Source organism: Streptomyces sp. NPDC007189 (assembly GCF_040703635.1).
In the GTDB taxonomy this organism is placed as follows: domain Bacteria; phylum Actinomycetota; class Actinomycetes; order Streptomycetales; family Streptomycetaceae; genus Streptomyces.
In genome coordinates, this window is the sequence record NZ_JBEYEY010000030.1 from 12,818 (window position 1) to 39,494 (window position 26,677).

Here is a 26,677-nt window from a genome sequence, read left to right on the forward strand (position 1 = left end):
GAGCCAAGCAACCCTGACCCGCGAAGCACCCCTGTCCCTCGGCCGTGCCCGGTACGCGCTCGGGCCGTGGGGGCGGATCGCCGGGCTGACCGTGTGCGCCCTGCTGACACTCGGCCCGGTCGTCTGGACCGTCTCCACCTCGCTGCGCACGCCGGCCGACTCGTTCAACCTGCCGCCGCAGATCGTTCCGACGCATCCGAGCACGGCCGCCTATCGCGGGGTCTTCGACCAGATCGACGTGTGGCTCCTGGCGCTCAACTCGACCCTGGTGACCGCTTTGATCGCGATCGGCCAGATGATCACCGCGGGGCTCGCCGGTTACGCGTTCGCCCGGCTCGACTTCCGTTTCAAGAAGCCGCTGTTCGGTCTGGTGCTGGCGACCATGATGGTCCCGCTCCAGGTGACGATCGTCCCGGTGTTCCTGGTGCTGAAGTCGATGGGTCTGACCGACACGCTCCTCGGGCTGATCATTCCGGCGTTCCCGACCGCGTTCGGCACCTTTCTCATGCGCCAGTACTTCCTCGGCATGCCCAAGGACCTCGGCGAGGCCGCGATGCTGGACGGCGCCGGGCCCTGGCGGATCTTCCGGTCGGTGTACGCGCCGCTGGCCGCACCGGGCCTGGCGATCGTCGGCGTCCTCGCCTTCAACTACCACTGGAACGAGTTCTTCCGCCCGCTGATCCTGGAGACCTCCGGACAGAACTACACGCTCCCGCTGGGCCTGGTCTCCCTGCAGGGCAACCTCGGCACCGGCTCCATCTCGGTCGTCCTCGCCGGTGTCGTGCTTTCCATGATCCCCGCCGTCGCCGTGTTCGTCGTCGGCCAGCGCCCTCTGCGCGAGGGCATCACCTCCGCAGGAGTCAACCGTTGAGCCTCGCACGCCCCACCCCGGACCCGGCCGCCCCCCGCTTCCGGGTCCGCCCGCCCGCGGGCTGGATCAACGACCCCAACGGCCCCTTCCTCCGGCACGGCCGGCATCACCTCTTCTACCAGTACAACCCGGCCGCGCCGGTGCACGCGAACATCCACTGGGGGCACGCCTCCAGCCTCGACCTGGTGCACTGGGAGCACCACCCCGTCGCCCTGACCCCGACCCCGGGCGGCCCGGACGAGGCGGGCTGCTGGTCGGGCTGCGTGGTGGACGACGACGGCGTCCCCACGGCCGTGTACACGGGCGTCGACCGCACCCACACGGGTCTCGGCGCCATCTGCCTGGCCCGCGCGGCGGATCCGGCCGACGACCTGCTCCTCGAGTGGCGTCCCGTGCCCGACCCCGTGGTCCCGGGGCCGCCCGCCGGGCTGGACGTCGTGATGTTCCGCGACCCGTTCGTCTTCCGGCACGCCGGCCGGCGCTGGGCGCTCGTCGGCGCGGGCCACGCCGACGGCACCCCGTCGGTGCTGCTGTACGACTGCGAGGACCTGACCGAATGGCGGTTCGCCGGCGTCCTGCTGAACGGCCACGACCCGGTCGCCGCCGGCGCGTTCGGCGGCAAGGCGGTCGGCTGGGAGTGCCCGCACCTGTATGCGACGAGCGGCGGCGAGCACGTGCTGGTGGTGTCGCTGTGGGACGGCGCGCCCTGCTCGACGGGCTATCTGACGGGGCGCCTTGAGACGGACGGTGAAGGCGGTCCGGTCTTCACGACCCGCTTCGGCGGCCGGCTGGACCACGGCCGGGACTTCTACGCCCCCGCGGTCCGCCAGGACGACGACCGGGCCCTGATGTGGGGCTGGTCCTGGGAGGCACGGCAGACGCCCGAGGTGCTGGCGGCGGGCTGGGCGGGCACGCTCACCGCGCCGAGGCTGGTCGACGTCCATCCGGACGGCTCGCTGCGCGTGACCCCGGCCCCGGAGCTGGAACTCCTGCGCGCACCCGAGCCGTTCACGACCGTGCCGGGCCGCCGGGTGCCGCTGCCGCCGGCGTACGACCTCACGGTCACCGCGCGCGGTCGTACGGCCGTCACCCTGCTGCGGGCGGCGGACCGGGCGCTGACGGTCGTGCTGGACCCGGTCGCGGGCACGCTCGTCCTGGACCGCAGCGGCTGGCCCCGCCCGGGCGCCGAGGGCTCGGCCCCGGTCACGGTGCGGGTGCCGCCCGGCCCGAGCCTCACGGTCCGGGCCCTGATGGACGGCTCGCTGCTCGAACTGTTCGTCGCGGACCGGGCGACGGTGACCGAGCGGGTCTACCGCCGCCCGGACGACGTCTCCGAGCTGGAGGTCGACGGGGACGCCGAGGTCAGGGGGTGGGAGCAGGTCCCACCGAGGCGCGGCTGACCACGGGGCAGGCCAGCCGCCGTACCGTGGCGGGCGGGGTGCGGCCGGTGTCGATGGCGTCCAGCAGCAGCCGGGCCGCCGCCTCGCCCATCGCCCGGTGCGGCAGCGCGACCGTGGTCAGGGCCGGGGTGAGGAACGCGGCCATGTGTTCCTGGTCGTCGTAGCCGACCACCGACAGCTCGCCGGGTACGGCGATGCCGAGCCGGGTCACAGCATGCAGCGTGCCTGCCGCGACCCGGTCGTTGTAGCAGAAGACGCCGGTGGGCCTGCGGTGCGGGTCGGCGCCGTCGAGGAGCCGGATGGCGCCCTCGTACCCGCTGGTGATCTCGCCGCCGGTGCGTACGACCCACTCCTTGGGCACGGTGACGCCCTCGGCGCGCAGGGCGTCGCGGAAGCCGCGCAGCCGCTCGACGGAGGCGATGTCGCCCTGCCCGCCGACCACGGCGAGCCGGCGGTGCCCGGCCTGAAGCAGCAGTCGCGCCGCCGTGCGCCCGCCGGCCCGCTCGGCGGGGATGACGGCGGGCAGCGAGTCGTCCTCGGGCAGGCAGTTGGCGAGCACGGAGTGGGTGCGGTGCAGCCCCTCGGGGACCCGGACCCGGCGCAGGGACATGGCCGCATAGATGATGCCGTCGACGCGCCGGTCGAGGAGTTCGGCGACGGCCGCGTCCTCCTTGGCCGGGTCACCGCCGGAGTCCACGGTGATCACGAGGTGGTCGCTCGCCCAGGCGGTCTCCATGGCGCCGCGCAGCAGCCGGCCGGCGAACGGGGAGGAGGCGATCTCGTCGGTGACCAGCCCGATCACCGCCGTACGGCGGCGGCGCAGGCCGCGGGCGACCGGGTCGGGCCGGTAGCCGAGCCGGGCCGCGGCCTGCCGGATGCGCTCCTGGGTGGCCGGCGAGAGGTTGCCCTCGGCGCGGCCGTTGAAGACGAAGGACACGGCGGTGTGCGAGACGCCCGCGAGCCGTGCGACATCCCGTGAGGTGGGCCGCCCGCCGGCCGTAATGCCGTTGCTGTCCGCGCCGCCGCCCATGCCGTCCGCTGCCCTCTCCCCCACCCGTCCGGTTGATCACCGCTCACCCTATCCGTGAGGCTGGGAGGACGACACTGTCGAGGGAAGGTCCCATCGTGAACGGCATTCCGGCGCACACGCTCAACGACGGCACGACGATCCCCGCCATCGGCCTCGGCACCTGGCCGCTGGACGACACGGCCGCCGAGCAGGCCGTACGCTCCGCGCTCGGCCTGGGCTACCGGCTGGTGGACACGGCCGTGAACTACCGCAACGAGACCGGTGTCGGGCGGGGCGTGGCGGGCAGCGGCGTGCCCCGCGAGGAGGTGGTGGTGACCACCAAGCTGCCCGGCCGGCACCACGGCTACGAGGAGACCCTCGCCTCCTTCGAGGAGTCCCGGCGGCGGCTCGGCCTGGACTACGTGGACCTGTATCTGATCCACTGGCCCAATCCCCGGGCCGGCAAGTACGTCGACTCCTGGAAGGCGATGATCAAGCTCCGCGATGACGGGCTGGTCCGCTCCATCGGCGTCTCGAACTTCACCCCGGAGCACATCACCCGGCTGGAGAAGGAGACGGGGGTGCTGCCGTCGGTGAACCAGATCGAGATGCATCCGCTGTTCCCGCAGGAGGAGCTGCGCGCCTTCCACGCGGACAAGGGCATCGTCACCGAGAGCTGGAGCCCGCTGGGCCGGGGGAGCGACCTGCTGGACGACCCGGCGGTCGCCGAGGTCGCCACCGCGCACGGCGTGACCGTGGGGCAGGTGCTGCTGCGCTGGCACGTGCAGCTGGGCGCGCTGCCCGTTCCGAAGTCGGCCGACCCGGGCCGGCAGCGCGCCAACCTGGACGTCTTCGGCTTCGAGCTGGTCTCCGCCCAGCTGGCGGCGGTCTCCCGCCGTGCTCCGCGCCGGCTGGGCGGCGACCCGGAGACGCACGAGGAGTTCTGAACCGGGCCCTACTGCTCCTCGATCCGCTGCTGCGGGCCGCCGGTCCGGTCGCCGTCACCGGCGGGCGCGGCGAGGCTGCCGAGGATGTCCAGCAGCTCGGCGCTGCGGCTGCCAGGCTCGGCGTGGAAGACGACCAGGATGAGGCCGTCGGTGCCGTCCACGGACAGCTTGTGCGACCGCAGGTCGAGGTCGCCGACCTGCGGATGGGTGAGCCGGCTGGTCCGGCCGCGGCGGGGCCGTACCTCGTGCCGGGCCCACAGGGTACGGAAGCGTTCGCTGCGCAGCGACAGCTCGCCGACCAGGTCGCGCAGCCGCGGGTCGTCCGCGTCCGCGCCGGCCTCGGAGCGCAGCACGGCCACGCCCTCCTCGGTGAGGTCCTCCCAGTCCCGGCGCAGCTCGCGCTCGGCCGGGTCGAGGAAGACGGCCCGCAGGAGGTTGACGCCGGGCCGGTAGTTCGGGGTGAGCGCCGTGGCGAGGGCGTTGGCGGCCAGGCATTCGGAGTAGCGGTTCTGGACGTAGGCCGGGTTGCGCGGCCAGCCGTCGATGAGCTGGAGCAGGCTCGCCGGGACCTCACGGGGGCGGCGCCCGGGCCGTACACCGGGAGCGGGCCGGTCCTGGGCGAGGCCGGTGAGGTGGGCCGTGGCGGCCGCGTCGAGCCGCAGGACGCGGGCGATGGCCTGAAGGACCTGCACGGACGGGTTGCGGTCCCGGCCCTGCTCCAGCCGCAGGTAGTAGTCGGAGCTGATGCCGGCGAGCATCGCGACCTCCTCGCGGCGCAGCCCCGGCACCCGGCGCAGGCCGCCGCCGGGCAGTCCGACGTCCTCGGGCCGTACCAGCGCCCGGCGGGCGCGCAGGAACTCGCCGAGCGCGTTCGTTCCGTCCATGGGGCCACCGTACGACCGCCCGGCCGGCGGTGACTGTCCCTGTCAGTCCCAGGATCGACGGGGTACTGCCAAGGCGGGCACGCCGGGCGCAGGGTGGAGTGCGGGGCCGCCGAAGAAGCGGTGGCCCGGACGTTCTCGAGTGGGAATTCTGCGAGGTACGACAATGACCGCACAGCTCGGCGGCACCGTCACCCCGGCCGACGGCCTGACCCTGACCCGCGTCGGGTACGGCGCGATGCAGCTGGCCGGACCGCATGTCTTCGGTCCGCCGAAGGACCGCGACCGGGCCGTGGCGGTGCTCCGCGCGGTGGTGGAGGCGGGCATCACGCACATCGACACCGCCGACTTCTACGGGCCCGTGGTCGTGAACGAATTGATCAAGGAGGCCCTGCACCCCTACCCCGAGCAGCTGCGCATCGTCACCAAGGTCGGGGCCCGCCGGGGAGTGGACGGCAGCTGGATCCTGTCCCGGCACCCGGAGGACCTCAAGGCCCAGGTGTACGACAACCTGCGCAACCTCGGCGTGGAGGCGCTGGACGTCGTCAATCTGCGGGTGGGCGATGTGGACGCCCCGAACGACGAGCCGCTGGCCGAGCAGTTCGGCGCGCTGGCCGAGCTGCGGGAGCGGGGACTGATCCGGCACCTGGGGCTGAGCACGGTGACCGCCGCGCAGCTGGACGAGGCTCTGGCGATCGCGCCGGTGGTGTGCGTGCAGAACCTGTACAACCTGGCCAACCGGCGGGACGACGCCCTCGTGGAGCGCACGGCGGCCGGGAACATCGTCTTCGTGCCGTACTTCCCGCTCGGCGGGTTCAGCCCGCTGCAGTCCGAGACGCTGGCGAAGGTGGCCGCCCGGCTGGAGACCTCGCCGCAGCAGGTGGCGCTGGCCTGGCTGCTGCGCCGGTCGCCGAACATCGTGCTGATCCCCGGCACGTCCTCGCCGGAGCACCTGCGGGAGAACATCGCCGCCGCGTCCCTGGTGCTGCCGGACGAGGTGGTCGCCGAGCTGGACGGCATCGCGGGCTGAGCGGCCCGGCGCGGGGTACCCGGGGGCCGTGGGACGGACGTACGGAAGGAGCCGCAGGTGGCAGCGGAGGACCGGCTGCGGACGTACCGCGGCAAGCGCGACTTCGAACGGACCCGGGAGCCGTCGGGGCAGGGGCCCCGCGCCGGGGGCGAGGAGCCCCGTTTCGTGGTGCAGATCCACGACGCGAGCCGGATGCACTTCGACTTCCGGCTCCAGGTCGACGACGTGCTGAAGTCGTGGTCGGTCCCGAAGGGCCCGTCCACGGATCCCGGTGACAAGCGGATGGCGGTGCCCACCGAGGACCATCCGCTGGAGTACGAGGAGTTCGAGGGTGTGATCCCGAAGGGCGAGTACGGCGGCGGCACCGTGATCGTCTGGGACCACGGCACCTACGAGCCGCTCAGCCACGACCGCAAGGGGCGCCCGGTGGACTTCGCCGAGTCGCTGGAGCGCGGGCACGCCACCTTCCGGCTGCACGGCAGCAAGCTGCACGGGGAGTACGCCCTGACCCGGTTCCGCGGGGGCGAGGGCGAGCAGGAGGCCTGGCTGCTGGTGCGCAAGGGTCCTGCGCGGTCGTCCGGGCACGGCACTCCGGATCCCCGGCGGGCCCGCTCGGTGCGCACCGGCCGCACTCTCGCGCAGGTCGCGGCCGGCGGTGAGGAGTGAGCGCGGGTGCCCGGACTGCTGGACGCGCTGCCGCCCGGCGAGCGCGAGCTGCTGCGCCCGGCTCGACCGGGCGCGGATCTCGCGGCGGCCCCGATGCTGGCGACGCTCAGTGACCGGCGGGACTTCGGCGAGGGCTGGCTGTTCGAGCGGAAGCTGGACGGCGTCCGGCTGCTGGCGGTGCGCGAGGGCGGCCGGGTGCGGCTGTTCTCGCGCACGGGACAGCGGCTGAACGCCACCTATCCGGAGATCGTCGAGGCGCTCGAGGCGCAGCAGTGCGCGGACTTCACGGTGGACGGGGAGGTCGTCGCGTTCACCGGCGGCCGTACCGACTTCGCGCGGCTGCAGCGCAGGATGGGGCTGACCCGGCGCCGGGACATCGAGGCGTCCGGGGTGGCGGTGACGTACTGCCTCTTCGACCTGCTGCGGCTGGAGGGCTGTGACACCCGCCAACTCCCGCTGCGGGTCCGCAAGTCGCTGCTGCGGCGGGCGCTGACCTTCCGCGCCCCGCTGCGGCTGACCCCGCACCGCAACGCGGGCGGGGCCGAGTTGCTGGCCGAGGCCTGCGAGCGGGACTGGGAAGGGCTGATCGCCAAGCGGGCCGACGGGCCGTACCGGACGCGCCGGTCCCCGGACTGGCTCAAGCTGAAGTGCGCGCAGGGGCAGGAGTTCGTGATCGGCGGCTTCACCGAACCGGCGGGCAGCCGGGTCGGGCTGGGCGCGCTGCTGCTCGGCTATCACGACGGTGACCGGCTGCGTTACGCCGGCAAGGTCGGCACCGGTTTCGACCGGCGGACCCTGCTGGATCTGCGCGAACGGCTGGACGGGCTGCGCCGGGACTCCTCGCCCTTCGCCGGCGAGGTCCGCGAGGCCCGGGCCCGCTGGGTGCGGCCTGAACTGGTGGCGCAGATCGGATTCACCGAGTGGACCAGGGACGGGATGCTGCGCCACCCCCGCTTCCTGGGCCTGCGCGAGGACAAGCGGCCGGGCGACGTGGTCCGGGAGCACGCGGCGGCCTGACACCGGCGCACTGCACCCGTGCGGTCCTGCCCCCGGCCGGTCTGGCGGCTGCCCCGGCACTGGGTTGAGCTGGGCGACGAACAGCAGTCCGCGGCCAACGTCGTCGTAGGCGTGTGCCCGGCGCAGATGCGGTGAGGTGGACTGGCGTCGGAGACTTCGCAGATGAGCGCGCGGTCGCCGATCAGCCGGAGCCGGATGGGCGGTTCGCCGTAGCGGATGGCGTGGGTGACGAGTTCGCTGACGACGAGTCCGGTGACGAAGGCGGCCTCCTCCAGGACCGAGGCGGCCGGTTGCTCGCCGGCCGCCTCGCGGAAGGCGGTGACCTCGGCGGGGTAGGGCGGCACCTCCCAGGTGGCGACCGGGTCGCCGCCGAGGGCGCGGATGCGCACGAATAGCAGGGCGACGTCGTCGCCGGGCTGGTCGCGCAGGGCGGCCTTCAACGCCGAAGGATGTTGCGATTGCCCCGGCCCCTCCAACGCAGGACCCGGGGCCCGTCCGTGCGGGGGCCGGTCAGCGCTGGTGGGCGCGTAGTGCGGCGAGGGCGCGGTCGGCGTGGGTGTTCATGCGCAGTTCGCTGCGGACGATCTCCAGCACCGTGCGGTCCTGGGCGATCACGAAGGTGACGCGCTTGGTCGGGGCGAGGGAGAAACCGCGCTTCACGCCGAAACGCTCGCGGACCGTGCCGTCGGCGTCGGAGAGGAGCGGCATGCCGAGGGTGTGCCGGCCGGCGAACTCCTGCTGCTTGTCGACGGTGTCGCCGCTGATGCCGACCGGCCGGGCGCCCACGGCGGCGAACTCGGCCGCGAGGTCGCGGAAGTGGCAGGCCTCGGCGGTGCATCCCGGGGTGAGGGCGGCAGGGTAGAAGAAGAGGACCACGGGCCCGTCGGCCAGCAGTTCGGTGAGCCGGCGGGTGGCGCCGGTCTCGTCGGGCAGCGCGAAGTCCTCGACCTTGTCCCCGACCTCGATGCGTCCCGTCACGGCCGGCCCTCTTCCTTGCGGGCCACTCCTCGGGCCCACAGCACCAGCGGCAACTGCAGGGGCAGCCGCGCGAGGGCGGCCGTGCGCAGGGGCGCGGGCCGGTGCCGCCAGTCCGCGGCCATCTGCACGTTCGCCGGGAAGACCCCGACGAAGAAGGCCGCGGCGGCCTTGGCGGCGACCGCGCGGGTCCTGGGCGCCGCGATCCCGGCCGCCAGGGCAAGCTCCACGGCGCCGCTGCCGTACGTCCATGCCCTGCGCGAGCCCGGCAGCGCGCTCGGAACGATGGCGTCGAAGGGGCGCGGGGCGGCGAAGTGGGCGACCCCTGCGGCGGCCAGCAGACCGGCGAGCAGCAGGGGCGAGCGTTCGGACCGGGACACGGTTCCTCCTCTGATGGCCTGCCGCGGATATTACTGGACGGTAGCCGAGAGGGTGACCGGTTGGGCGTAGACGCCGGGCGTCGCGCGGGGCGGGGGTGCCGCCCGGGCAGGCGAGGACGAACGGCTGCCGGCTGTGGGTGGGCGAGGAACCAGCGGGCCGCCGGCCATCAGGCCGTGCTGCGCAGTGCCGACCCGGATGGCGAGGACCAGCGGGCCGCCGGCCGTCAGGCCGTGCTGCGCGGTGCCGACCCGGATGGCGAGGACGAGCGGGCCGCCGGCCGTCGAGTGAACTCCGCCGGGGCTGTCGCGTGACGCCTAGACGCCTAGACGCCTAGTCGATGGGCCGTCCGCGGGCACCGGTCGCGTGTCGCGCGGGCCGCGCCCCGCCGGAAGCTGCTGGAATCGGCGGGTCGACCGCCGTTCGTGAACCCCGGAGGAACTCCATGGCCTTCGCCGTCGTCGCCCAGTACCAGTGCGCCCCCGCCGATGCCGACACCGTGCGGGACGCGCTGCGCAAGATGCGTGAACTGGTCCCCTCGGAGCCGGCGAACCTCGCCTATGAGGCGCACGAGGTCGTCGACCGGCCCGGAGCGTTCGTGCTGTACGAGCGCTACACGGACCGCGCCGGCTTCGAGGCGCACAAGGAGACGGAGCACTTCGCCGAGCTGATCCGGGGAACGGTGTTCCCGCTGCTGAAGGAGCGGAGCGTCACCTTCGCCGAGACCATCTGACGGCCCCGGCCGCTCCGAGGAACATAGGGAGGGCGTTCTGACGGGCCGTTCACGCCACGGACGGCCTCCCACCGACTCGCCGCACACCGGATGCAATGGACGGGCGGGACACCGCAGCACCCCTCAGCCGCCGAAGGCCCGTTCGACGACCCCCGAACGGGCCTTCGGTATGCGCGGCACGGACAAGGGTGAGGGATCCCGAACGCGGCCGGCGCCGCACCCGGGGGCAGGTGCGGCTCCGTGCGCGGAGCCTGTGCGGATGCGGCCCCATGTTCAAGGGCTCGCCAGGGCGGGTCAGCCCGCGGTGACCAGTGGCCGGCCGGTGCCGGTGGGTTCGGGGCGTCGGGAGGAGCGGAGGGCGGCGATGCCGATGAACACCATGGACGACACACCGGCGAGGGCGAAGGCGGTGAAGCCCCAGTCGCCGTTGCCCGCCGCGAGCAGCCGGCCGCCGAGCCAGGGGCCGAAGACGGCGCCGAAGCGGCCCATGCCGGAGGTCCAGCCGACGGCGGTGGCGCGGTTGTCCGGGGTGGAGCGGATGGAGACGGTCGCGTAGATCATCACCTGGGCGCTGTTGAGGAACACGCCGGTGACGAAGACGACCAGGAAGGTCAGGCCGAGCGGCATGTGCACGCTGAGCAGGAAGACACCGGCCGCGGTGAGCGCGAACCAGATCGCCGAGATGCGCGGGGCGCCGAAACCGTCGGAGGCGCGGCCGGCGACGAGCATGCCGACGATGCCGCCGAGGTTGAACAGCACCACGAAGCTCAGCGCGGAGCCGAGGTTGTAGCCCTCACCCCGCATGAGGGTGGGCAGCCAGGTGGCGACGCCGTAGACGAGGAGCAGGCCTCCGAAGGAGGCCAGCCAGTACAGCAGGGTCTGCAGCCACTCGCCGCCCCGGAACAGGGCCAGGAGTGCGCCGAAGCGGTCGGCCGGGGCCTTCGGGTCGGGGGCGGCGGGCAGTTCGACCTCGTAGCGGACGGCGAGGGACCGCGCCTCGTCGCTGCGGCCCTTGGCGAGCAGGAAGCTCAGTGACTCGGGCATGGCCTTGGCGAGCACCGGGACGAAGAGCAGCGGCACGACGCAGACCCAGAAGGCGGACCGCCAGCCGTACGGCTCCACCAGCCACTTGGCGACGTAGGCGGAGAGGATGCCGCCCGCGTGGTGGGCCGTCATCAGCAGGCCGACGGTCAGCGCCGCCCGGCCGCTCCGGGCGAAGTCGGAGACCATGCTGATCGCGGTGGGCAGCAGACCGCCGAGGCCGACGCCGGCCAGGGTCCGGCCGAGGCCGAAGACCGCGACCGAGCCGGACAGGGCGCACATCCCGGACGCCAGCGAGAAGAGGGTGACGCAGCCGACCATCAGCTTCTTGCGGCCGACGCGGTCGGCGACCGTGCCGGCGGCCAGCGCGCCGACCAGCATGCCGAAGGTGGCGTAGCTGCCGAGGTCGCCGGCCTGGCCCGGGGTGATCCCGAGGGCCTTGGTCTGCAGCATGTGCGGCAGGACGGAGCCGTAGACGAACATGTCGAGGCCGTCGAAGAGGACGGCGAGCCAGCACAGGGCGACGACCAGCAGGGCCAGTCTGCTGCCGCGGGCGGACGGGGACGGGGACGGGGAGGAGGACATCGTTGGTTACCTCTCGTGCGGGATGTGCCCGACGGTAAGAAGCCACCCCCGTAGAGTCAACGATTTTGTCAACAATCACAGCGACAATCTGCCTTACGGGGGCGGCTTCGCCGGCCGTCACGCCACGGGCGGTGTGCCGTGGGTGTGGAAGGAGTCGATGGTCTTCAGGCCCCAGGCCTGGCCCTTCTTCCGCTCTGCCTGGGTCCAGGTGATCAGCGGCCAGTCCGGGGCGAGGACCAGCCGGGTGAGCGGGTTGCACAGCTCGACGCGGTTGCCGCCGGGCTCGTAGACGTACAGGAAGAACGTCTGCTGGATGGCGTGCTTGTGCGGCCCGGTCTCGATGAACACGCCGGTGTCGACGGCGAGATCGGCCGCCCGCAGGATGTCCTCGCGGGTGTCGGTCGCGAAGGCGATGTGGTGCAGCCGGCCGGCCGAGCCGGTCCAGTCCTCCGTGTACACCACGTCGTACGACTTGTTGGTGAAGGTCAGCCAGCGGGCCGCGATCCGGCCGGAGTCGAGCCGGATCTGTTCCGTGGGCCGAGCGCCGAGCACGTTCTGCTGGAACTCGGCGTTGGCGAGCACGTCGGCCGCGAGGAAGTTGACGTGGTCCAGGCGGCGTACTCCCACCCCCCGGTTGGGCTTGGCCTGCGGCTGGTTCTTCAGCGCCGGTTTCAGCTCCTCGGGGGCCTGGTAGTGCTCGCTCTCCCAGTACAGGGCGTGCTCGTGGCCGTCGGGGTCGGTGGTGACGTACAGCTTGCCGAGTCCGGGCTCGTCCTCCACCCAGTGGCCGGTGCCGCCGGCCTCCTCGACCGCCTTCACCCGGCGCTGGAGCGCCTCCCGGCTGGAGGTGCGCAGCGCGAGCCGGCCGAGGCCGGGGGTGTCGCGGGCGGTGAGGACCAGGCTGTGGTGCTCGTAGTCGTCGAAGGTGCGCAGGTAGACCGTGCCGCCGTCCTCCCCGTTCACCGTGAGACCCAGGTAGTCGGTGAAGAAGGCGACACTGGCGTCCAGGTCGGGGGTGAACAGCTGGGTGTGGCCGATATGGGCGATGTCACCGAGGGGCGGAGCCATCGTTGCCTCCTTCGGGGCGGGCTGAGGCGGCAGCGCGGGGGAAGACGGTGCCGTCGAAGATCTTGCGGGCGGTGCGGACGACGGCGGTACGGCGCACCTTCGGGCCCCGCGGATCGACGTCCGTGTCGATGTCCAGGAAGCCCGTGGGGTGCTCGATGCGGACGCGGTCGCCGTGCTCGGGCAGGACGGCGATCCCCTCCCCCACTCCTCCGGGCAGCCTGAGCCCGGCGGCCACGCTGGCGGCGCCGAGGACGCCGATGGAGGTGTGGCAGCGGACGGGGATGAAGGTGCGGGTGGTGACCGCGCCGCCGGAGCGGGGCGGAGCGAGCAGGGTGAGCTTGGGGACGGTGGCGTGCTCGACGTCGCCGAGCCCCATCAGTTTCCCGGCGGCGAGCCGGATGTCCCGGAGGCGGTCGGCGAGCGCCAGGTCCTCCTCCAGGTCGCCGGGCGGCTCGTACCCGCTGACGCCCAGGGCGGCGGCGGGGATCAGCACGGTCGGCATCCCGTTGTCCACGCAGGTCACCTCGGTGCCGGCGACGGTGTCGCGGACGTTGCCGGTGGGCAGCAGGGGCACGTCGGCGGCCGGGAACTCGATCACGACGGGCGCCGCGGTCCCGGGGACCCCGGAGATCTCGGCGTCCCCGGTGTAGTCGACGCGTCCGCCGGGGGTGGGGAAGGTGGCGACGGCCCTCTCCCCGGTGTTCAGCATGCGGATCCGTACGGAGGTCTCGCCGTCGGCGGGGGCCACGAGCCCCCGCTCTACGGCGAACGGACCGACTCCGGCGAGGATGTTGCCGCAGTTCTGACGGTCGTTCACTTCGGGCCGCTCGACGGCGACTTGGAGGAACAGGTAGTCGACGTCGGCGTCCGGGTCGGCGGAGGCGGAGACCACGGCCACCTTGCTCGTGAGCGGGTGGGCGCCGCCGAGGCCGTCGATCTGGCGCGGGTCGGGGCTGCCCATGATCCGCAGCAGCAGGTCGTCCCGGGCCGCGGGGTCGTCGGGGAGGTCGCCGGCCAGGAAGTACGCGCCCTTGGAGGTGCCGCCGCGCATCAGCGCGCAGCGCACCTCCGCAGGCCCGGTCATGCCCCGGCTCCGTCCCGGGCGCAGTCGTCGTACGACCGGTAGGTGACGCCCAGTTCGGCGAGCTTCTCGCGCAGTCCGTAGCGGTCGAGGCCGAGTTGGCCCTCCTGGAAGGCGGCGCGGGAGGCGGCCTCCTTCGCCTCGCGGGCCTCGGCGGCCTCGGCGGCCCGGCGGGCCTTCTGGCGGGGGACGACCACCACGCCGTCGTCGTCGGCGAGGATCACGTCGCCGGGGTTGACGACCTGGCCGCCGATGGCGACCGGGACGTTGACCGAGCCGCCGGTCGCCTTCACGGTGCCCTGTGCGCAGACGGCCGCCGCCCAGCCGGGAAAGCCGAGTTCGCGCAGCTCCTGGGTGTCGCGGATGCCCGCGTCGATGACGACGCCGCGCACCCCGCGCCGCTTGAGCGCGGTGGCGAACAGCTCGCCGAACATGCCGTCGGTGGAGGGCGAGGTGGTGGTGACGACCAGGATGTCGCCCTCGCCGCACTGCTCCACGGCCGCGTGGATCATGAGGTTGTCGCCGGGCCAGGACAGCACGGTGACCGCGGTGCCGGCGACCCGGACGCCCTGCTGGACGGGGCGCAGCCGCGCGGGGAGCAGCCCGGTGCGGCCCATCGCCTCGTGCACGGTGGCCACGCCGTACCCGGCGAGGGCGTCGACGTCCTTCGCCTCGGCCCTGGGCACGTCGGTGACGATCACGCCGCTCATGCCAGCTCCTTCGCGACCTGCGGGTAGGGACGCATGTAGGCCTCGGCCATGGTCTTGTGCGGCAGGCCCAGGTTGGGGCCCGCGTTGCGCTTGAGCTGCACACCGCGGCGGACGGCGAGGTCGGTGTAGTAGTCCCACAGGTGCTGCTGGGCGCCGAGGCACTCCATCGCCTTGCGCTTGGTCTCCCACACCTCGGTGATGTCGAGCAGGACCTCGGGCCTGAAGCCGCTCATCTCGGGCTGGTGGGGCTCGAAGTAGAAGACGGGCGGGGCGCCGATGATCCCGCCGGGGCCGGGGTAGCCGATGGCCTGGGCGAGCACGCGGGCTTCCAGGGCCATGCGGTTGGCGGCCGGGTGGTCGCCGTTGTACGGGTCGTCCACCGGGTGGGTGAGGACGACGTCGGGCTGGGTCTCGCGGTAGAGGGCGACGAGCCGGTCGGTCAGCTCGGCGGTGGCGACGAGCGGGTAGTCGCCGGCGTCGAAGAAGCGGACCTCGGCGCCGAGGGTGGCGGCGGCCTGCTCGGCCTCGTCCCGCCGGAGGGCCTTGATCTCCTCCAAGGTCCGGCCCTCGCGCCACGCCTTGGCGGACTCACCGCGTTCGCCGAAGGTCAGACAGGCGATGGTGACCTTCTCGCCGCGGGCCGCGGCCAGGGCGATGGCTCCGCCCGCGCGCCACACGAAGTCCCCGGCGTGCGCGGTGACGACCAGGGTCGAACGAGGTGGGTTTTCGGGCGCGTCGGCGTGCGTCATGGCAGAGTTCTCCCTTTTCGGGCTCGGTGCGCCGCGGAGACGGATTCCTGCGGCGCCCTCGCCTCGGTGGACAGGTGCGCGCCCGTGCCCCGTCCGGCGTGCTCAGTCCTGGAGCGCCTCGATCACGCCGGCGAGGTGGGCGCGGACGGCCGCTTCGGCCGCCTGCGGGTCCCTGGCCCTGATCGCGTCGATCATCGCCAGGTGCTCACTCAGGGATTGCTGCGGACGCCCCGGCCTGAGCGCCAACTGGAAGCGGTGACGGACCAGTTGGGCGTTCAGCCGCTCCAGCAGCTCGACCGCGGTCCGCTGTCCGGAGATCAGCCTGATCCGCTCGTGGAGCCGGTGGTTGAGGTCGGAGTACGTGACCGGCTCGCCGTCGGCGACGGCCTTCTCCATCGCCACGCCGAGGTCGGCCAGCTCCTGCAGCTGCTCGTCACTGGCGGCGACGGCGGCCTTGGACGCGCACAGGCCCTCCAGGACCATGCGGCACTCCGTGATCGCGACCGCTTCCTCCACGGTCACCACCCGCACCCGCGAACCGCGGTTGCGGATCCTCTCGACCAGTCCCTGCGCCTCCAGATCGATCAGCGCCGCACGGATGCTGGCCCGCGTCACACCGAACTGCTCGGCGAGTTCGTTCTCCACCAGCCGCTGGGCCGGCGCCATCTCGCCGTGCAGGATCGCCTGCCGCAGCTTCGTCAGCGCGTGCTGCTTGGCCTGCTCTCCGGTGGTCGGACGGGCTTCCTTCGGCATGTGCCCTCCCTGAATGAGTGCCTGTCGAAACTAAATCTAGCCCGACGAAATTGTCAACAATTTTGTCTGAGGCTTTTCAGGGAACCGGTTGAGGGCGACCGGCCCGGTCCCGTCGGCCGCCGCGGGGTCCTCCCGGCCTTGCCCGGGAGCGGACGAGCGGCGCAGTCTGGAGGTATGGCTGCTCAGGACGGTCCCACGCTGATCGCTTCCGTGCAGCGGGCCTTCCGTCTGATGGAGGCGGTGAGCGCGCACGACAACGGCGCGCCGGCGAAACAGCTGGCCCGCGAGACGGGGCTGCCGCTGGCCACCGCCTATCACCTGCTGCGCACGCTGGTGCACGACGGCTATGTGCGCAAGCTGGACGACGGCGGCTTCGTCCTGGGCGACAGGCTGGGCTCCCTGCGTACGGCCGGGCACGCGCAGACCCTGCTCAGCCGGGTGCGACCGGCGCTGGCCGCCCTCCGGGACGACCTGGCCACGGCCGCGTACCTCACCTTGTACGAGGAGGGCGAGATCAGGGTCGCCGAGATCGTGGACAGCCCGCGCACGCCCCGGGTGGACCTGTGGGTGGGCTTCGAGGACGCCGGCCACGCCACCGCCCTGGGCAAGTCCGTGCTGCGCGAGCTGGACGAGGAGGGGCGCCGGGAGTATCTGTCCCGCCACCACCTGGCCGACCTCACCCCGCGGACGATCACCAGCCTTCCGGTGCTGCTCCGCCGGCTCGAAGCGCCCCCGCTGGCACCGGCCGTCACAGACCTGGAGGAGTACGCGCTCGGCACCGTGTGCGTCGCCGTGCCCGTCTACCGCGGGAGCACTCCGGGATCGCTCGGCGTCGCCCTGCCGGTGGAGCGGCAGGACCGGCTCCAGGAGGTCAGGGAACGTCTGCTTCCGGTCGCGAGCCGCATCACCAGGAGCCTCTCGCTCACTATCTGAAAACCCGCTCCTTGTGACCGTCCTCACCCAGCGTCTTTCCTGGACGCAACCGACATTCCGGGTGAGAACCCCCAACCGGCAAGGACTGCGGACGAGACATGCTCCAGGCCCCGCCCCATGGCGACCACCGTGGCGACCACGACGCGGCGACGCGGCAGCCCGGGAAGGGTGCGGCCGCCGCCTGGAGAGCACTGCGCCGGCGTGCCGCCGGGCACGCGGCCTCGGGCCTGCACATGCTGCCGGTTCTGGTCGTCGCCGTGATCGCGCTCGTGGACGTCACCGCCGGGGCGGGGATGCCCTGGCTGCCGCTGCTGGCGGCCGGTCCCGCGCTGGCGGCCTCCACCAACGGGCCGCGCGGTGTCCTCTGCGTCGGTCTGCTCGCCGGTGTGGTGGGCATGGCGCTGGCCCTGCTGCACACGGCTCCCACGCGCGAGCCGGCGGCCATGGTGCCCGCCCTGCTGGCCGTCACCGCGGCGAGCGGCCTGGCCAGCGCGCTGCGCGCCCGCCGGGAACGGGTCCTCGCCGCCGTCCGCTCGGTCGCCGAGGCCGCCCAGCACGCCCTGCTCCAGCCCGTCCCGGAGACCGTGGGCCCGTTCCAGGTGGCCGTCCGCTACAGCGCCGCGGCGGCGGAGGCACGGATCGGCGGGGACCTGTACGCCCTGGTGCCCACGCCCTACGGCATCCGGCTGATCGTGGGCGACGTGCGCGGCAAGGGACTGCCCGCCGTGAGCACCGCCGCGCTCGTGCTCGGGGTGTTCCGCGAGGCCGCCCATGACGAGCCCGACCTGCTCGACGTCGTCGCGCGGATCGAGCGGAGCCTGGCGCGCAACCTCGGCCCCGACGACTTCGTCACCGCCGTGGTCGCCGGACACACCCGGTCCGGCCACCTGGAGATCGTCAACTGCGGGCACGCCCCGCCGCTGGTGATATCCGCCTCCGGCCGGGTCAGTGCGGTGGAGTCCGACCGCCCCGCCGCGCCCCTCGGCCTGCGAGCCCTCTCGGGCGAGGCCCCCCGCCTGCAGCGCCTGCCCTTCGCGGTGGGAGACCAGCTGCTGTGCTACACCGACGGGGTCACGGAGGCCCGCGATCACACGCGTGCCTTCTATCCGCTGGCGGACGGCGTGGCCCGCCATGTGTGCGAGGAGCCGGCGCGCACGCTCACCGCGGTCCACGACGAGCTGCTGGGCCATGTGGGCGGCCGGCTGCACGACGACGCCGCCCTGCTGCTGCTCCGGAAGGCAGCCACGGAGGAGCAGGGACACGCGCCGTCATGGCGCGAGAGCGAGACGGCGCTCTAGATTCAGCGCGTCTGGTCAGGACGTCCGGTCAGTACGCCCGGTCGTCGATACCTATGGACGTATGGGTCAATACGTCCGGCGTACGTCCAGTTCGGCCCACCGGGTGACTCCGTCGAGGTGGGTGCGTATGCCGTGGCGCGTCGCCAGGGCGTGGACGATCGTCTCGCCCCTGCCGTGCTCGTCGGGGTCGGCGCCGACGAGGGGCGCGGAAAGGGCGGGGCCCGCGTCGACGACCTCGACCCGCAGCGTCCCGCCGTGCTCGCCGCGCACCCACGACAGCCGCAGCACGGCCGGGGGCCGGGCGTGCAGGATCGCGTTGGTGACGAGCTCCGACACCACCAGCAGCGCGTCGTCGGCGAGGAGCGGGCACACCTTCCAGCCGTCGAGGACCACCTCGGTACGACGGCGTACGGCCGACACCGCGCCGGTGACGGGCGGCACCGGGCACACGTGTTCGTACGCCGCCTGAACCAGCGTCTTGAGCTGTGCCGCCATGTTCTCTCCCGGTGATCTCTACGGCCGGCCCGGCACCGGCAATCCGGTCCGTTCCGGTCTCGCAAGCACGTTATGGAGACAAATCGGACCGGTCAATGAACGGCGGTCGGCATTACCGAACGCCCGCTGCTCCTCCCCCACGGGCAAGGCGTCCGTGCGGGTAATAGGCTCGCTTCATGGCCGGACCGGTCCAGTCGATCGAACGGGCGGCGGCGATTCTGCGCCTGCTCGCCGGCGGGCCCCGCCGGCTCGGTCTCGGCGAGGTGGCGGCCTCGCTCGGGCTGGCGAAGGGCACCGCCCACGGCATCCTGCGCACGCTCCAGCACGTGGACTTCGTGGAGCAGGACGCGGCGACCGGGAAGTACCAGCTCGGCGCGGCCCTGCTGCACCTCGGGACCAGTTACCTCGACGTCAACGAGCTGCGTTCGCGCTCCCTCAACTGGGCCGACGCCCTGGCCGCCCGCAGCGGGGAGGCGGTACGGCTGGGCACCCCGCTGGAGGGCAGTGTTCTCGTCGTCCACCACGTGTTCCGGCCCGACGACACCTTCCAGACCATGGACGTGGGCGCGCTGCTGCCGCTGCACGCCTCCTCGCTCGGCAAGGTGCTGCTGGCCTTCGGCACCGCGAGCGTCGAGGAGGCACCGGGGCGGGGGCTGGAGGCGTACACCCGGCACACCCTGGTCGATCCCGAGCGGCTCGCCCGGGCGCTGGCGGAGGTCAGGGAACTCGGGTGGGCCGCCGAGATCCAGGAGATGAGCATGGGCGAGGCGGGGATCGCCGCACCGATCCGCGGGCACGGCGGCCTCGTCGTCGGCGCCATCGGGCTGTCCGGGCCCGTCGAGCGGATCTGCGACGGCCAGGGCCGACCCCGCCCGAGTCTGATCACGCTGCTCCGGGAAGCCGCGCGGGCGATCTCCCGGGACCTGGGAGCCGCCCGCTGGTAGGTCAGGACAGCCGCCCTTTTGATCCGTCGGAAGGCAGACCCGATCATGGCTGAACGGTATGTAATGTCCATCGATCAGGGCACCAACTCCACCCGATGCATCCTGTTCGACCACCGCGGGCGGCTGGTCTCGGTCGCGCAGAAGGAACACCGGCAGCACTTCCCCCGGCCCGGCTGGGTGGAGCACGACGCCGTGGAGATCTGGCAGAACCTGCGCCACATCGTGCCCGAGGCCCTGGCCTGCGCCAGTGTCGACGCCGGGCAGGTCAGCGCCATCGGGCTGGCCAACCAGCGGGAGACGACGGTGCTCTGGGACCGGCGGACCGGCGCCCCGCTGGGCCGGGCGATCGTCTGGCAGGACACCCGCACGGCACCGCTGGTGGACGACCTCATACAGCGCCCCGGGGAGGAGTTCTTCCAGGACCGGTGCGCGCTGCCGCCCTCGACGTACTTCTCCGCGCTGCGGCTTCGCTGGCTGTTCGACCACGTCAAGGGTGTCGAGCAGCGCGCCAAGGACGGCGATGTGCTGTTCGGGACGATGGAGAGCTGGCTGATCTGGAATCTCACCGGGGGCGCCGCGGGCGGCCTGCACATCACCGACGCCACCAACGCCAGCCGCACGATGCTGATGAACATCCGCACGCTGACCTGGGACGACGAGCTGCTGGCCTTCTTCGGGGTGCCCCGCGCCATGCTGCCCGAGATCCGGCCCTCCGCCCAGCCGTACGGCGAGGCCCGCGCCCTGCTGCCCGGGGTCGCGATCACGGCCGCCCTCGGCGACCAGCAGGCCGCCCTGTTCGGCCAGACCTGCTTCTCCCCGGGCGAGGCCAAGTGCACCTACGGGACGGGCAGCTTCCTGCTGCTCAACACCGGCAGCGAACTCGTGCGGTCCCGGCACGGGCTGCTCACGACCGTGGCGTACAAGATCGGGGACCAGCGGCCGGCCTACGCGCTGGAGGGGTCGATCGCCGTCACCGGCGCGCTCGTGCAGTGGTTCCGGGACCGGCTCGGGCTGATCAGCAGCGCCCCGGAGATCGAGACCCTGGCGCGGACGGTCGAGGACAACGGCGGCTGCTACATCGTCCCCGCGTTCTCGGGTCTGTTCGCGCCCCGCTGGCGCAGCGACGCGCGTGGGGTCATCGTCGGCCTCACCTCCTACATCACCAAGGGGCACCTGGCGCGCGCCGTTCTGGAGGCCACCGGCTGGCAGACCCGGGAAGTCGTCGACGCCATGAACGCCGACTCCTCGGTCCCCCTCAAGCAGCTCAAGGTGGACGGGGGCATGACCGCGGACAACCTGCTCATGCAGTTCGTCGCCGATGTGCTGGACGTGCCGGTGGTACGGCCCATGGTGGCCGAGACGGTGTCCCTGGGCGCCGCCTACGCGGCGGGGCTCGCCGCCGGCTACTGGCCCGACCTGGAGGTGCTGCGCCGCAACTGGCACCGGGCCGCCCAGTGGCTGCCGGACATGGACCCCGGGCTGCGGGAGTCGGAGTACGACAACTGGCAGCGGGCCGTCGAACGCTCCCTGGACTGGGTCCGGCCCCCGCGACCGGCCTGACGCCGCCCTGCCGGGAACCGGACGGCGGGGGCCCTCGCGATGCGAGCGCCTGACTCGATCGAGCCGGCACACCGGACGCGGACCGGCTCGCTGATACGGGACCCGTTCAGGCGAACCCGGGGCCGATGGCGCGTGAGGGCGCCGGGAGTGGTCGAGATCTTCAGCCGTGACCGCCGTGACCCTGCCGCTGATCGCGCCGATGCTCGCCACCCCCGGCACGCTGCCGCCCGCCGCCCAGGACGCGCGGTGGGCGTACGAGACCAAGCAGGACGGCCAGCGGGTGATGGTCTATCTGCCCGGTGACGGCACCGTGCTGCTGCGCGCCCGCTCGGGTGAGGACATCACCGCGGCCTATCCCGAACTGCGGCCCATCGGCACGGCGCTGGGCACCACGCCCGCCGTGCTGGACGGCGAGGTGCTGGCCCTGGACGAGCACGGCCGGGCGAACTTCCAGCTGCTGCAGAGCCGGATGGGCCTCGCCCACGCCCCCGCGCGGGCGGCGCGCCGGGCCGCCCAGGTGCCGGTGCACCTGGTGCTGTTCGACGTGCCGTACCTGGAGGAGCCCCTGCTGCGGCTGCCGTACGTACGACGGCGCGCCCGGCTGACCGAGCTGGGCCTGTCGGGGCCGTACTGGTCGACGCCCGGCGCGGTGACCGGGCACGGCGCCGAGGCGCTCGCGGCGACCCGGGAGCACGGCGTGGAGGGCCTGGTGTGCAAGCGGCTGGACTCGGTGTACGAGCCCGGGGTCCGCTCCCGCGCCTGGATCAAGATCCGGAACATGCGGGCCGAGGACGTGATCGTCGGCGGCTGGCTGCCCGGCAAGGGCCGGTTGAGCGGGCTGCCCGGGGCCGTGCTGGTGGGTCAGCGTGACGCGGCCGGCCGGCTGCGGTACGTCGGCGGGGTGGGCACCGGCTGGAGCGAGGCGGAGCGTACGGAACTGGCCCGGCTGCTGGCCGATGCGGCGAGCAGCCGGTGCCCGTTCGAGCCGGCGCCCCGCGTCCCGGACGCGCGCTGGGTGCTGCCCGTACTGGTGGGCGAGGTCAGCTACAGCACCCGTACCCGGTCGGGGATGCTGCGCCAGCCGTCGTGGCTGCGGCTGCGCCCCGATCTGCCGCCGGAGGAGTCGGCGGCGGACCTGCCCCGGGACGCCGGCTGAGCCCGCGGGGTCTATCGTGTGCCCATGCCGGTTCCCGAACTGATCCGTATCGTCTCCCGCGACTCCCCCATGGCCCTGGCCCAAGTCGAGCGGGTGCGCGGCGAGTTGGCCGCGCTGCACCCGGGGGTGCGCACCGAGGTGGTGCCGGTGAAGACCACCGGCGACAAGTGGCTCGGCGATCTGTCCCAGGTCGAGGGCAAGGGGGCGTTCACCAAGGAGGTCGACGCGGCCCTGCTGGCCGGTGAGGCCGATCTCGCCGTGCACTGTGTCAAGGACGTGCCCGCGGACCGGCCGCTGCCCGCCGGGACGGTGTTCGCCGCGTTCCTCAAGCGCGACGACATCCGGGACGCGCTGGTCCACCCGGACGGGCTCACCCTGGACGAGTTGCCGGCCGGCACCCGGATCGGGACCTCCGCGGTGCGCCGGATCGCCCAACTGGCGGCCACGCACCCGCACCTGGAGTGCGTGCCGTTCCGCGGCAACGCCAACCGCCGGCTGGAGAAGCTGGCCGCCGGGGACGCCGACGCCCTGCTGCTGGCGGTGTCCGGTCTGGAGCGGATCGGCCGCACGGACGTGATCAGCCAGGTGCTGTCGCCGGAGGAGATGATGCCGCCGATCGGCGCGGGCATCCTCGCTCTGCAGTGCCGGCAGGACGACACCGCGGTGATCGACGCGGTCAGCGGGCTCGGTGACCCGGACACCCACCGGGAGGCGACGGCCGAGCGGATGTTCCTGCATGTGCTGCAGGGCCACTGCAACAGCCCGATCGCCGGGTACGCGCGCGTGGACCGCAGCGGGGAGCTGTCCCTGCGGGCCTGTGTCTTCACCCCGGACGGCAAGACCCGGCTGAACGCCCATGAGTGGGCGGGCCGGCTCGACCCGGCCACGCTGGGCACCTCGGTCGCGGTCGCGCTGCTGCGGCAGGGCGCGCGGGAGATCATCGACGGCATCCCGCACTGACCGCACACCCGGACGGGCTCGGCAGGATCCGGTCGTTTCAGGACAGGCCTTACGACGGCCCCGTCCCGGGCTCGAAGCGTGACCGGCGCCGCTCAGGCGGTGCCGGGCTCCGTCTGGTCCCTCAGGTCCTGCAGGAAGGCGCTGACCTGGTGGGCGAGCCCGCCCTGGCCGGCGGCGGAGGCGGTCGCCGCGCTGGTCTCCAGCACGCCGATGCCCCCCGTCCACAGCCTGCGGTCGGCCCACTCCTCCTCGACCCGCAGCTGCACCTGCACGTCCACGTGGCTCAGGGCGGCCTCGGGGGCGGCGGCATACACCACGGCGGTGGCCCGGCGCAGCGGGTAGACGTCGAAGCCCTCGACGAACTGGGAGTTGCGCCAGTCGATGAAGGCGCCCTCGCCGTCGGGGCCGACCCGGACGTCGATCTGACCGTCCTCCAGGTGGATCCCCAGGGGCCGTGCGCCGCGGTTCTCGACCGTGACCCGGACACTGAAGTACGTCAGCCCGGCAGCGGCGTCGTCGCGTCCGCGCGGCGGCTCCGCGGCCTCCAGACGGTGGACGCGGACGCGCAGACCGGCATGCTCGTCGTACTCGTGCCAGTCCCCGACCACGTTCGGCTCGTACACAGTGCCCCTCTCGACCTTCGAGAGCTGCTGTCTATCTGTGTGCTCAGCGCACTGTCAAATGAGCGGAATGCGCTGTGGCCAGCGGGTTCGCCCGCTTTGATCGCTGATCAAGCGCTGCGCAGGAAGGATGCGTGCGCGGCGCCTTCGGGCGGTCTCCGGTCGCGTGCCGCACATCACGTCCGCGGCAAGATCACCGGGCGAGCCGGCCGAGCAGCGAGGAGGCCGCGGTGATGCCGAGCGCGGCGGCCACCGCGAGCACCGCGAAGTCGGCGCCGAGATGCGCGGGCGTGCCGAGCAGCAGACCGCGCAGGGCGTCGACCTGATAGCTCAGCGGGTTGACCTTGCTGACGGCCTGGAGCCAGCCCGGCATCACCGAGACGGGGTAGAGGGCGTTGGAGCCGAAGAACAGCGGCATGGTGATCGCCTGTCCGAAGCCCATCAGCCGGTCGCGGCTGAGGACGATGCCCGCGATGGTCATCGACAGGCAGGAGAAGAAGACGGAGGCGAGGACCACCGCGACGGCCACGCCGAGCAGCTTCAGCGGGTTCCAGGTCAGGGCGACGCCGAGCACGGCGGCGATGACGATCACGACGATCGCCTGGACCAGCGACTTCACGCCGGCCGCGAACGCCTTGCCGGTGATCAGCGCCGAGCGCGGGGTCGGGGTGACGAGCAGCTTGTTCAGGATGCCCGCGTCGCGCTCCCAGATGATCTGGATGCCGTAGAAGATCGCGATGAACATCGCCGACTGGGCGATGATGCCCGGCGCCATGAAGTCGATGTACGGCACGCCGCCGGTGGGGATCGCCCGGATCCGGGTGAAGGTCTGGCCGAAGATCAGCAGCCAGAGGGCGGGCTGGACCGCGCGGGTGTACAGCTCGGTGCGGTCGTGGCGCAGCTTCTGCAGCTCGACGGCGCACATGGCGACGACGCGGGCGGGCAGCAGCCGCCAGCCGGCGCGCGGCACGGGCGGGGTGAGCAGCAGGGCGGTGTCGCCGCCGGGGGCGGGGTCAGCCGACGCGGCGCGCGGTGCGGCGGGTACTGCGGACATCGCGGAAACCTCCTCCGGAGTGGTCGTCGAGGCCGCTGCCGGCGACGTCCCGGAAGACGTCCTCCAGCGTGGGCAGGGTGTCGGCGCCCTGGCGCTCGGCGAGGCCGCGGCGCAGTTCGGCCGGGGTGCCGAGGGCGCGGATGCGGCCGCGGTGCATCAGGCCGACGCGGTCGCAGTACTGGTCGGCCTCGTCCATGTAGTGGGTGGTGACGAGCACGGTCATGCCGGTGGCCGCGCGGACGGCGTTGATGTGCTCCCAGACGCCGGTGCGGGCGATCGGGTCCAGGCCGATGGTGGGCTCGTCCAGGATCAGCAGCCGGGGCGCGCTGACCAGGGCCTGGGCGAGTTCGAGGCGGCGGACCATGCCGCCGGAGTAGGTGCCGGCGAGCCGGTCGGCGGCGTCGGCGAGACCGACGGCGGCCAGCGCCTGGCCGACCCGTACGGCGCGCTCGCGGCGGGGCACGTCGAAGACGCGGGCGAACAGGGCGACGTTCTCCCGTCCGGTGAGCCCGCTGTCGGCCGACAGCTGCTGCGGGACGTAGCCGAGCAGGCGGCGCACCGCCATCCGCTCCTTGGCGGCGTCGTGCCCGAACACGCCGACCGTGCCGGCCGGCACGGGCAGCAGGGTGGTGATGCACCGGATCGCGGTCGTCTTGCCCGCGCCGTTCGGCCCCAGCAGCCCGAACACCTCACCCTCCCGCACGACCAGATCCAGCCCGTCGACGGCACGGGTGTCACCGAAGGCGTAGACGAGCCGCGTACAGCTGACGGCGTCGACAGCGGCGGCGGGCGCACCGGCGGTCCTGGCGGCGGGTGCACCGACGCTCCCGGCTGCGGGTGCACCGGCGGGATCCGCGGAGGCATCGACGGCGGCTGCGGGCGTGCCGGCGGTTTCGGCGGAGCCGGCAGGCACGGCGGACGTGCCATGGGCCCCGGAGGCGTCGACACCGGCGGCGAGCGTGGCGGCCGTTCGGGTGACGCCGGTGTCCTCGGCGGGTGCACTGGCCGTTTCCCGGGTGCCGGCCGTTTCGGGGGTTCCGGCCGGGTCGGCTGGCGCCTCGGACCCGCCCTCAGAACCCACGGTGTCGCCGGATGTGCCCCTGATGTCCCTCGTCATGGTTGCTCCTGGACCGTCATGGCTGTTGCTGGGCCCCTGTGCGGTGGTCGTCGGCCTCCGTCATGGCTCCTCGGTCTCCTCGTGCAGCCTGGCGGCCAGCTTGCGCAGTGCCGGGAGGGCCGCGCGCAGGGCCTCCCGGTCGGTGTCGTCGAGGCGGGACACGTGCCGGCCGACCAGTTCCGCCCGGCGCCGCTGCCAGTCGCCGAGCCGTTTCTCGGCGGCCCCGGTCAGCCGCAGCCGTGCCGCGCGCCGGTCGGCGGGGTCGGTCTCGCGGAGCAGGTAGCCGTCCCGGACGAGCTGGTTGACCAGGGTGGACACGGAGTTGCTCGCCAGGTGCAGGGCCCGGGCCGCGTCCGAGACGCCGATGCCGGGCCGGGACTCGACCAGGCGCAGCAGCTCCACCTCGGCGCCGCGCAGCCGGGGCCCGCTCGTCCCGCCGCGCAGCCGCCGCCGGATCAGCCGCTGGATGCGCACCAACGCGTCCGCAAGCTCCTCGGAGAAGGTCTCGGACTCTGCGCGTTCCATATCCGGAAGATTACCTCTGCTACAGAGATGACTCCGCCAAGGGGAGACCAAGAACCACCCGGTCAGCACCCCATTTACTCCGATTTGTTTGGTGATGTCCCGGAGCGGGAAAGCGACCAAC

At 73.0% G+C, this 26,677-nt stretch carries 27 protein-coding genes and 2 pseudogenes; 13 read left to right on the forward strand and 16 right to left on the reverse strand.

Going from position 1 to position 26,677, the window contains the following annotated elements; genetic code table 11:
• The first annotated feature begins 31 nt into the window (after positions 1 to 31).
• Together AB0950_RS37570 and AB0950_RS37575 are read left to right on the forward strand one after the other, a co-directional pair.
• Entirely contained in the window at positions 32 to 871 is an 840-nt protein-coding gene (locus tag AB0950_RS37570) for a carbohydrate ABC transporter permease (protein ID WP_360161938.1), read from the forward strand.
• Positions 868 to 2,271 (forward strand): glycoside hydrolase family 32 protein, encoded by a 1,404-nt coding sequence (locus tag AB0950_RS37575; RefSeq protein ID WP_366780480.1) that lies wholly within the window; start codon positions 868 to 870, stop codon positions 2,269 to 2,271. The genes AB0950_RS37570 and AB0950_RS37575 overlap by 4 nt, the downstream gene beginning before the upstream one ends.
• On the opposite strand, the gene AB0950_RS37580 is transcribed toward AB0950_RS37575, so the two are convergent.
• A complete protein-coding gene (locus tag AB0950_RS37580) occupies positions 2,234 to 3,301 on the reverse strand; it encodes a LacI family DNA-binding transcriptional regulator (protein ID WP_366780493.1) in 1,068 nt (355 codons plus the stop codon). The genes AB0950_RS37575 and AB0950_RS37580 overlap by 38 nt on opposite strands.
• Before the next feature lie 95 nt (positions 3,302 to 3,396).
• Between AB0950_RS37580 and AB0950_RS37585 the strand changes: the two genes are divergently transcribed.
• The gene (locus AB0950_RS37585; RefSeq protein ID WP_366780481.1) at positions 3,397 to 4,227 is read left to right on the forward strand and encodes an aldo/keto reductase; all 831 of its coding nucleotides are present in this window, start codon (positions 3,397 to 3,399) and stop codon (positions 4,225 to 4,227) included.
• Between the two features lie 8 nt (positions 4,228 to 4,235).
• Here AB0950_RS37585 and AB0950_RS37590 read toward each other — a convergent pair whose 3' ends face one another.
• Complete coding sequence (locus tag AB0950_RS37590; protein WP_360161908.1) at positions 4,236 to 5,111, reverse strand: helix-turn-helix transcriptional regulator; 876 nt, start codon at positions 5,109 to 5,111, stop codon at positions 4,236 to 4,238.
• Positions 5,112 to 5,274: 163 nt separating this feature from the next.
• Here AB0950_RS37590 and AB0950_RS37595 point away from each other — a divergent pair, with 163 nt between their 5' ends.
• The 3 genes from AB0950_RS37595 to ligD are packed head-to-tail and all read left to right on the forward strand — an operon-like array spanning position 5,275 to position 7,821.
• On the forward strand, positions 5,275 to 6,138 hold the full coding sequence (locus AB0950_RS37595; RefSeq protein ID WP_360161906.1) for an oxidoreductase: 864 nt from the start codon (positions 5,275 to 5,277) through the stop codon (positions 6,136 to 6,138).
• 57 nt (positions 6,139 to 6,195) lie between these two features.
• Positions 6,196 to 6,804: a DNA polymerase ligase N-terminal domain-containing protein gene (locus AB0950_RS37600; RefSeq protein WP_360576045.1), complete on the forward strand. Its 609-nt coding sequence runs from the start codon at positions 6,196 to 6,198 to the stop codon at positions 6,802 to 6,804.
• A 6-nt stretch (positions 6,805 to 6,810) separates the two neighbouring features.
• Positions 6,811 to 7,821: a non-homologous end-joining DNA ligase gene (gene ligD / locus AB0950_RS37605; RefSeq protein WP_366780482.1), complete on the forward strand. Its 1,011-nt coding sequence runs from the start codon at positions 6,811 to 6,813 to the stop codon at positions 7,819 to 7,821.
• A gap of 29 nt (positions 7,822 to 7,850) precedes the next feature.
• Here ligD and AB0950_RS37610 read toward each other — a convergent pair.
• The 3 genes and pseudogenes from AB0950_RS37610 to AB0950_RS37620 all read right to left on the reverse strand — a co-directional run.
• A pseudogene (locus AB0950_RS37610) lies at positions 7,851 to 8,267 on the reverse strand (ATP-binding protein); the annotation flags it as partial.
• Positions 8,268 to 8,331: 64 nt separating this feature from the next.
• On the reverse strand, positions 8,332 to 8,799 hold the full coding sequence (locus AB0950_RS37615; RefSeq protein WP_360161900.1) for a peroxiredoxin: 468 nt from the start codon (positions 8,797 to 8,799) through the stop codon (positions 8,332 to 8,334).
• On the reverse strand, positions 8,796 to 9,176 hold the full coding sequence (locus AB0950_RS37620; protein ID WP_360576042.1) for a hypothetical protein: 381 nt from the start codon (positions 9,174 to 9,176) through the stop codon (positions 8,796 to 8,798). Before AB0950_RS37620 ends, AB0950_RS37615 begins: the two co-directional genes overlap by 4 nt.
• A gap of 443 nt (positions 9,177 to 9,619) precedes the next feature.
• Here AB0950_RS37620 and AB0950_RS37625 point away from each other — a divergent pair, with 443 nt between their 5' ends.
• Positions 9,620 to 9,907, forward strand: coding sequence for a putative quinol monooxygenase (locus AB0950_RS37625; RefSeq protein ID WP_366780483.1), 288 nt, complete (start codon positions 9,620 to 9,622; stop codon positions 9,905 to 9,907).
• A 294-nt stretch (positions 9,908 to 10,201) separates the two neighbouring features.
• Here AB0950_RS37625 and AB0950_RS37630 read toward each other — a convergent pair whose 3' ends face one another.
• The 6 genes from AB0950_RS37630 to AB0950_RS37655 all read right to left on the reverse strand — a co-directional run bounded on the left by AB0950_RS37630 (position 10,202) and on the right by AB0950_RS37655 (position 15,894).
• A complete protein-coding gene (locus AB0950_RS37630) occupies positions 10,202 to 11,533 on the reverse strand; it encodes an aromatic acid/H+ symport family MFS transporter (RefSeq protein ID WP_366780484.1) in 1,332 nt (443 codons plus the stop codon).
• Between the two features lie 117 nt (positions 11,534 to 11,650).
• On the reverse strand, positions 11,651 to 12,601 hold the full coding sequence (locus AB0950_RS37635) for a catechol 2,3-dioxygenase (protein ID WP_366780485.1): 951 nt from the start codon (positions 12,599 to 12,601) through the stop codon (positions 11,651 to 11,653).
• Positions 12,582 to 13,685, reverse strand: coding sequence for a 4-oxalomesaconate tautomerase (locus tag AB0950_RS37640; protein WP_366780486.1), 1,104 nt, complete (start codon positions 13,683 to 13,685; stop codon positions 12,582 to 12,584). Before AB0950_RS37640 ends, AB0950_RS37635 begins: the two co-directional genes overlap by 20 nt.
• Positions 13,682 to 14,392: a 4-carboxy-4-hydroxy-2-oxoadipate aldolase/oxaloacetate decarboxylase gene (locus AB0950_RS37645; protein WP_360576034.1), complete on the reverse strand. Its 711-nt coding sequence runs from the start codon at positions 14,390 to 14,392 to the stop codon at positions 13,682 to 13,684. Before AB0950_RS37645 ends, AB0950_RS37640 begins: the two co-directional genes overlap by 4 nt.
• Positions 14,389 to 15,141, reverse strand: coding sequence for a PIG-L deacetylase family protein (locus AB0950_RS37650; protein WP_366780487.1), 753 nt, complete (start codon positions 15,139 to 15,141; stop codon positions 14,389 to 14,391). Before AB0950_RS37650 ends, AB0950_RS37645 begins: the two co-directional genes overlap by 4 nt.
• Before the next feature lie 102 nt (positions 15,142 to 15,243).
• A complete protein-coding gene (locus AB0950_RS37655; RefSeq protein WP_360576031.1) occupies positions 15,244 to 15,894 on the reverse strand; it encodes a GntR family transcriptional regulator in 651 nt (216 codons plus the stop codon).
• Between the two features lie 174 nt (positions 15,895 to 16,068).
• On the opposite strand from AB0950_RS37655, the gene AB0950_RS37660 reads away from it, so the two are divergent.
• On the forward strand, positions 16,069 to 16,827 hold the full coding sequence (locus AB0950_RS37660) for an IclR family transcriptional regulator C-terminal domain-containing protein (protein ID WP_360161882.1): 759 nt from the start codon (positions 16,069 to 16,071) through the stop codon (positions 16,825 to 16,827).
• 233 nt (positions 16,828 to 17,060) lie between these two features.
• Positions 17,061 to 18,125 carry a PP2C family protein-serine/threonine phosphatase gene (locus AB0950_RS37665; RefSeq protein WP_366780494.1) on the forward strand — a complete coding sequence of 355 codons (1,065 nt, stop codon included), beginning with the start codon at positions 17,061 to 17,063 and terminating at the stop codon, positions 18,123 to 18,125.
• A gap of 66 nt (positions 18,126 to 18,191) precedes the next feature.
• Here the strand turns inward: AB0950_RS37665 and AB0950_RS37670 are convergent, their stop codons facing one another.
• Positions 18,192 to 18,620: an ATP-binding protein gene (locus tag AB0950_RS37670; RefSeq protein WP_360161880.1), complete on the reverse strand. Its 429-nt coding sequence runs from the start codon at positions 18,618 to 18,620 to the stop codon at positions 18,192 to 18,194.
• Positions 18,621 to 18,796: 176 nt separating this feature from the next.
• Here AB0950_RS37670 and AB0950_RS37675 point away from each other — a divergent pair, with 176 nt between their 5' ends.
• From AB0950_RS37675 to hemC, 4 genes are all read left to right on the forward strand, one after another.
• A complete protein-coding gene (locus AB0950_RS37675) occupies positions 18,797 to 19,564 on the forward strand; it encodes an IclR family transcriptional regulator (protein WP_366780488.1) in 768 nt (255 codons plus the stop codon).
• Between the two features lie 45 nt (positions 19,565 to 19,609).
• The gene (gene glpK / locus AB0950_RS37680; protein WP_360161876.1) at positions 19,610 to 21,124 is read left to right on the forward strand and encodes a glycerol kinase GlpK; all 1,515 of its coding nucleotides are present in this window, start codon (positions 19,610 to 19,612) and stop codon (positions 21,122 to 21,124) included.
• Positions 21,125 to 21,299: 175 nt separating this feature from the next.
• Positions 21,300 to 22,280, forward strand: coding sequence for an ATP-dependent DNA ligase (locus AB0950_RS37685; protein ID WP_360576060.1), 981 nt, complete (start codon positions 21,300 to 21,302; stop codon positions 22,278 to 22,280).
• Between the two features lie 18 nt (positions 22,281 to 22,298).
• Positions 22,299 to 23,240, forward strand: coding sequence for a hydroxymethylbilane synthase (gene hemC, locus AB0950_RS37690; protein ID WP_360161872.1), 942 nt, complete (start codon positions 22,299 to 22,301; stop codon positions 23,238 to 23,240).
• 92 nt (positions 23,241 to 23,332) lie between these two features.
• On the opposite strand, the gene AB0950_RS37695 is transcribed toward hemC, so the two are convergent.
• From AB0950_RS37695 to AB0950_RS37710, 4 genes and pseudogenes are all read right to left on the reverse strand, one after another.
• A complete protein-coding gene (locus AB0950_RS37695; RefSeq protein ID WP_360161870.1) occupies positions 23,333 to 23,863 on the reverse strand; it encodes a hypothetical protein in 531 nt (176 codons plus the stop codon).
• 190 nt (positions 23,864 to 24,053) lie between these two features.
• On the reverse strand, positions 24,054 to 24,914 hold the full coding sequence (locus tag AB0950_RS37700) for an ABC transporter permease (protein WP_366780490.1): 861 nt from the start codon (positions 24,912 to 24,914) through the stop codon (positions 24,054 to 24,056).
• Positions 24,874 to 25,689 (reverse strand): annotated as a pseudogene (locus AB0950_RS37705) (ATP-binding cassette domain-containing protein); the annotation flags it as partial. The pseudogene AB0950_RS37705 and the gene AB0950_RS37700, both read right to left, overlap by 41 nt.
• A 402-nt stretch (positions 25,690 to 26,091) precedes the next feature.
• Positions 26,092 to 26,556 carry a MarR family transcriptional regulator gene (locus AB0950_RS37710; protein ID WP_366780491.1) on the reverse strand — a complete coding sequence of 155 codons (465 nt, stop codon included), beginning with the start codon at positions 26,554 to 26,556 and terminating at the stop codon, positions 26,092 to 26,094.
• Positions 26,557 to 26,677 lie beyond the last annotated feature (121 nt).

Coding starts and splice junctions, on each gene's coding strand:
- glpK (WP_360161876.1), top strand. CDS start 19,610: ATGGCTGAACGGTATGTAATGTCCATCGATCAGGGCACCAACTCCACC.
- AB0950_RS37675 (WP_366780488.1), top strand. CDS start 18,797: ATGGCCGGACCGGTCCAGTCGATCGAACGGGCGGCGGCGATTCTGCGC.
- AB0950_RS37670 (WP_360161880.1), bottom strand. CDS start 18,620: ATGGCGGCACAGCTCAAGACGCTGGTTCAGGCGGCGTACGAACACGTG.
- AB0950_RS37630 (WP_366780484.1), bottom strand. CDS start 11,533: ATGTCCTCCTCCCCGTCCCCGTCCCCGTCCGCCCGCGGCAGCAGACTG.
- AB0950_RS37665 (WP_366780494.1), top strand. CDS start 17,061: ATGCTGCCGGTTCTGGTCGTCGCCGTGATCGCGCTCGTGGACGTCACC.
- AB0950_RS37625 (WP_366780483.1), top strand. CDS start 9,620: ATGGCCTTCGCCGTCGTCGCCCAGTACCAGTGCGCCCCCGCCGATGCC.
- AB0950_RS37640 (WP_366780486.1), bottom strand. CDS start 13,685: ATGACCGGGCCTGCGGAGGTGCGCTGCGCGCTGATGCGCGGCGGCACC.
- AB0950_RS37650 (WP_366780487.1), bottom strand. CDS start 15,141: ATGACGCACGCCGACGCGCCCGAAAACCCACCTCGTTCGACCCTGGTC.
- AB0950_RS37645 (WP_360576034.1), bottom strand. CDS start 14,392: ATGAGCGGCGTGATCGTCACCGACGTGCCCAGGGCCGAGGCGAAGGAC.
- AB0950_RS37595 (WP_360161906.1), top strand. CDS start 5,275: ATGACCGCACAGCTCGGCGGCACCGTCACCCCGGCCGACGGCCTGACC.
- AB0950_RS37635 (WP_366780485.1), bottom strand. CDS start 12,601: ATGGCTCCGCCCCTCGGTGACATCGCCCATATCGGCCACACCCAGCTG.
- AB0950_RS37700 (WP_366780490.1), bottom strand. CDS start 24,914: ATGTCCGCAGTACCCGCCGCACCGCGCGCCGCGTCGGCTGACCCCGCC.
- AB0950_RS37580 (WP_366780493.1), bottom strand. CDS start 3,301: ATGGGCGGCGGCGCGGACAGCAACGGCATTACGGCCGGCGGGCGGCCC.
- AB0950_RS37655 (WP_360576031.1), bottom strand. CDS start 15,894: ATGCCGAAGGAAGCCCGTCCGACCACCGGAGAGCAGGCCAAGCAGCAC.
- AB0950_RS37660 (WP_360161882.1), top strand. CDS start 16,069: ATGGCTGCTCAGGACGGTCCCACGCTGATCGCTTCCGTGCAGCGGGCC.
- AB0950_RS37590 (WP_360161908.1), bottom strand. CDS start 5,111: ATGGACGGAACGAACGCGCTCGGCGAGTTCCTGCGCGCCCGCCGGGCG.
- AB0950_RS37710 (WP_366780491.1), bottom strand. CDS start 26,556: ATGGAACGCGCAGAGTCCGAGACCTTCTCCGAGGAGCTTGCGGACGCG.